This window comes from Streptomyces sp. NRRL S-495 (assembly GCF_000966955.1).
GTDB lineage: Bacteria > Actinomycetota > Actinomycetes > Streptomycetales > Streptomycetaceae > Kitasatospora > Kitasatospora purpeofusca.
The window spans coordinates 1-2,950 of the sequence record NZ_JZWY01000128.1 but is presented as its reverse complement, the minus strand read 5'-3'; the positions used below and the strand labels follow the sequence as shown (position 1 = coordinate 2,950).

At 73.1% G+C, this 2,950-nt stretch carries 3 protein-coding genes and 1 pseudogene; 2 read left to right on the top strand and 2 right to left on the bottom strand.

What is annotated here, in order from left to right:
* A pseudogene (locus VR45_RS09275) lies at positions 1–214 on the top strand (ATP/GTP-binding protein); the annotation flags it as partial.
* A gap of 240 nt (positions 215–454) precedes the next feature.
* On the top strand, positions 455–1,213 hold the full coding sequence (locus VR45_RS09270) for an alpha/beta fold hydrolase (RefSeq protein ID WP_045939199.1): 759 nt from the start codon (positions 455–457) through the stop codon (positions 1,211–1,213).
* Positions 1,214–1,262: 49 nt separating this feature from the next.
* Here VR45_RS09270 and VR45_RS09265 read toward each other — a convergent pair whose 3' ends face one another.
* Both VR45_RS09265 and VR45_RS09260 read right to left on the bottom strand, forming a co-directional pair.
* Complete coding sequence (locus VR45_RS09265; protein ID WP_045939198.1) at positions 1,263–1,700, bottom strand: MarR family transcriptional regulator; 438 nt, start codon at positions 1,698–1,700, stop codon at positions 1,263–1,265.
* Between the two features lie 93 nt (positions 1,701–1,793).
* A complete protein-coding gene (locus VR45_RS09260; protein WP_045939197.1) occupies positions 1,794–2,549 on the bottom strand; it encodes an N-acyl homoserine lactonase family protein in 756 nt (251 codons plus the stop codon).
* Positions 2,550–2,950: the final 401 nt, after the last annotated feature.

The following is a 2,950-nucleotide window of genomic DNA, read 5'->3' as shown; positions in this document are numbered from 1 at the left end:
GGGTCAGCGGGCCCGCGGCCGCTGGGCCTCGAACCGGGTCTTCGCCCGCCACCGTCGGGGCCTGGACCAACTGCTCGCGGCGCTCACCGCGCACACCCGGGGAACTGCGGGGACGCCGGTGCCGGAGGCGGCGTCGGTGCTGCTGCTGGACGGCCGGTCCCGGTCGCGGGCGGCCGAGGCGCGGTTCGGCCGTGACGCGGTGGCCGCGGACTGACCGGGGGCTGACCGGGGGCTGACCGGGGCTGACCGAAGGCTGACCGGGGCTGACCGAGGGCTGATCGGAGGTCGCCGGGACGGGCCCTGGGGGCGGCTTTCCGGACCGGCCGGGAGCCGCCGATGGACCGTGGCCGGACGATCCCCTTCCGGTGGGCGGTTGACGTGGGTGCGGGTCGGCCGGAGAGACTGTGCGGGTAGACCGTCCTGCCGATCAGTCAGTCGCGAGGGAGCGCACCTTATGCCCGGCCCCACCGCCGTCACCGACAGCCTCTGGTTCCGCCGTTTTCATCCGTTCGACACGGCGCCCGTCCGGGTCGTGATGTTCCCGCACGCGGGCGGCTCGGCGGGCTTCTTCCGGGACTGGTCGGCCGAGCTGTCGCCGTACGCCGACGTGCTCGCCGCCCAGTACCCCGGTCGGCTCGACCGGATCGACGAGCGGGCGCTCGACTCGCTGCCCGAGCTGGCCGACCGGGTCTACGCCGCGCTGCGGCCGTGGGCGGACCGTCCGCTGGTCCTGTTCGGGCACAGCATGGGGGCGGCCATCGCCTTCGAGGTGACCCGCCGGTTCGAGCGCGACCAGGTGGCCGGTCCGGTGCGGCTGTGCGTCTCGGGCAGCCGGGCGCCGTCCGAGCCGCGCGACTCCGGGGTGCACCTGCTGCCCGACGAGGGTCTGCTGGCAGAGCTGGCCAGGCTCGGCGGCACCGACGAACGCCTGCTGGCCGACCCCGAGTTGAGGGAGATGATCCTGCCCTCGCTGCGCGGCGACTACACGGCCGTCGAGACCTATGTGGCCGCGCCGGAGGATCTGGTCCGGGTGCCGGTGACCTCCCTGACCGGCGACAACGACCCGCAGGTGACCCTCGACCAGGCGGGCAACTGGGCCGCGCACACCACCGGCGGGTTCGATCTGAAGGTCTTCCCCGGTGGGCACTTCTACCTGACCCCCGAGCGGACCGCCGTGCTGGACGTCGTGAAGTCCCACCTGCGCGCCGTCTGAGGCGCCGGTCGTCCTGACCGTCCCCGGCCCGGTTCGGGGACGGGGACGGTCAGGGCCGGGCGAGGGCCTGTTCGAGCAGTTCCTGGAGCGCCAGCCGCTGCTCCGGGCCCAGCCCGGCCAGCGGTGAGTCGGCGGCGAGCAGGGCCAGCAGCCGTTCCCGCAGCCCGCTGCCCGCGGGGGTGAGGACGAGGTGTCGCGCGCGCCGGTCGGTGGGATGGGGGCGCCGTTCGACCAGCCCCTGCCGTTCCAGCCGGTCGACGACGAAGGTGGCGTTGGAGGGCTCGCAGCCCATCCGCCCGGCGAGTTCACGCATCGTCAGCGGGCCGTTCAGCTCGCGCAGCGCGGTGGCCTGGGCCGCCGTGAGCCCGAGCCCGGCGGCGTGCTCCCGCAGATGGTCGCCGATCCGCTGGGCGAGTCCGTTCACCAGGCCGCAGAGGGCCCGTTCGGCCCGGACCCGTTCGTCCGACGCATCGGGGGGCGGTGTCATGCGGTCATGCTACCCAGGGCAAAGCATCAAGCCAGAACAGTGAAAGCTTGAAGCATCTCGGCCGACGAGCTCCGGCCGATCGCTGCGACGGCGTCAGTCCCGTCCGGGGTGACGAGGCAGTGCCCGGGGCGGGTGGTCCCAGCCGCCCCGGTGGGGCGGTTCCCAGACCGAGCAGTCGTGGGCGAAGAGGACCCGTCGCGGGTCGAAGTCGCCGAGTCGGTCCAGCCAGGGCCGGTAGTCGGGGAGCGGCTGTTCCACGCCTTGGCGGGCCGCATGGCGGGCCAGGTGGTCCGATGCGAACTCGGACGCGAAGTCGTACGCCTGGCCGGCCAGGACCACGCTGCCGTCGTCCCGTTGGACCACGAGCGACTGGTGCCCGTCGGTGTGCCCGGGGGTGGGGAGGATCCGGATTCCCGGGAGGATCTCGGCCTCGCCGTCGACCTCCTCGTAGGTCGCACCGGGGAAGTCGACGAGTTCGTCGATGGTGTAGCCGCCGCGGCGGGCAGTGGCCAACTCCACGGTCTGGACCAGGATCGGTGTGCCGCTCAGCAGCGGGTTCCCGCCGCAGTGGTCGAAGTGGAGGTGGCAGTTCACGACCAGGGAGACGTCCGCGAGGGTGACTCCCGCGGCGGCGAGGGCGCCCTCCAGCGGCCTGCGCCGGGGTCGGTAGTGGGCCTCGGTCCCGGGGTCGGCGGCACCGACACCGGTGTCGAAGAGGACGAGTCCCTGGTCGTGCCGGACCAGATAGGCGAGCACGGGTTCGACGCGTGGCCGGGGGCCACCGGTCTCCGAGGCGGGGCGGACGAAATAGCCCAGGTCGAGTCGGCGTACCGCTGTGTGATGGCCCATCCGGCCATCCTGGCGGGCGGCCGGGTCCGTTCCGGGGCTGTCCGCCGACAGCGGATTCGGCCGGATCCACGGTGCGGCCGATCCGGCTGTCCTCGGGCAGCTGGGGCGTGCCGGTGGCACGGGTGTCGTAGAGGTGGGGATGACCGGAATGACAGGGGCAATCGGGGAGACATCAAATGTTGACACGTTTGTGACAACAGGTCACGCGTAAAGCCTTCCCCAAATGCTTGCTGTTCTGGCATGTTGCGTTCAACCCCCGTGTGATCCCCTCACGCACGGGCCCCGATCGGAGGACGCACGTGTCACCCCTGATATCCCGGCGGGTCGGCCGCCCCACCGCCGCGCTCGCCCTGCTGGCCGCCGCGGCCCTGGCCACCCCCGCGACCCTGGCCGTCGCGGCG